General features: G+C 62.0%; 1 protein-coding gene. It reads right to left on the reverse strand.

Going from position 1 to position 1,167, the window contains the following annotated elements; translation table 11 throughout:
* Positions 1 to 1,145, reverse strand: a protein-coding gene (locus tag ACHIRB_RS30800; protein WP_395126764.1) for an IS3 family transposase whose coding sequence is annotated in 2 segments (ribosomal slippage) — positions 1 to 881 and positions 881 to 1,145 — 1,146 coding nt annotated over the 2 segments. Because the reading frame shifts where the segments join, the coding sequence is not laid out codon by codon here. This gene is flagged as partial in the annotation.
* Positions 1,146 to 1,167: the final 22 nt, after the last annotated feature.

Below are 1,167 nucleotides of genomic sequence, written 5' to 3' on the forward strand. Positions count from 1 at the left end.
GTCGATCTCGCAGCCATCCACCGGTTGGTGGGTGTGGGTGCATCGGGCAGCGTACTCGGCCGGCGTGCGGTAGCCCAGCGACGAGTGCCGGTGCCGGTTGTTGTGGTCGTCCTTGAAGTCCTCGATCACCACCCGAGCTTCGAGCAGACTCGTCCAGTGGTTGCGGTTGAGGCACTCCTTGCGTAGTCGGTTGTTGAACGATTCGATGTGTCCGTTGTTCCACGGCGTCCCGGGTGGGATGTAGGAAATGCCGATCCGGTCACCGCAAAACTGTTGCAACACATGAGAAATGAACTCAGGTCCGTTGTCCATCCGCAACACCAAAGGCGGACCACCCCACAGCGCGAACGCCTTGCCGAGCTCGGTGGTCAACCGCTCGGCGGTGATGGAACGTTCCACGATATTCAGCACCGAGAGCCTGGTGTGCTCGTCGATCATCGACGCAATCTTGATCGCCTTCCCATCGACCGTGGAATCGAACTGAAAGTCCATCGCCCACACCACTTTCGGCGCATCAGCGTCGATCTGCGGTATCGAACTGATCCCGGCCCGTTTGCGCGGATGCCGGATCCGCACCTGCAGCCCTTCTTCCTTCCACAACCGGTGCACCTTCTTCTTGTTCACCGACCGGCCGCGGTCGTAGCGCAGGTGCGCCCAGGCGCGTCGGAAACCGTGCATCGGGTTCTCGCGGGCATAGGTCCGCAGATCGGCTCTCAAGGCCGCGTCCGGGTCTGCTGGTGTCTGCGCGATCGGTGTTCGTGCGTAGGTGGAACGGGCAAGCCCAACCGCTCTGCACGCCAGGCGCTTCGACATGTTCATCGTCTCGACGAGCATGTCGACAGCGCGGCGTTTGGCGGCTGGGCTCAGAATTTTCCCTTCGCCACCTCCCGCAGGGCATCTTTTTCCAGTTCAGCGTCGGCGAGGAGTCGTTTGAGTCGGGTGTTCTGCTCGCGGAGCTCTTTGAGTTCTTTCGCGGCGTCGGTGTCCATCCCGCCGTAGCTACGGCGCCAGTTGTACAACGTCGCCGCCGAGACCTCGAGTTCGCCGGCGATCTCTTCCTGCGTCTTGCCTGCCGCGGTGAGCTCATCAGCTCGGCGCAGCTTGCGCACGATTTCCTCCGCGGAGTTCCGCTTCCGTCCAGCCATGTTGTTCATCGTCCTATCCGCC

It is taken from the genome of Antrihabitans spumae, from assembly GCF_043944905.1.
Classification (GTDB): domain Bacteria; phylum Actinomycetota; class Actinomycetes; order Mycobacteriales; family Mycobacteriaceae; genus Antrihabitans; species Antrihabitans spumae.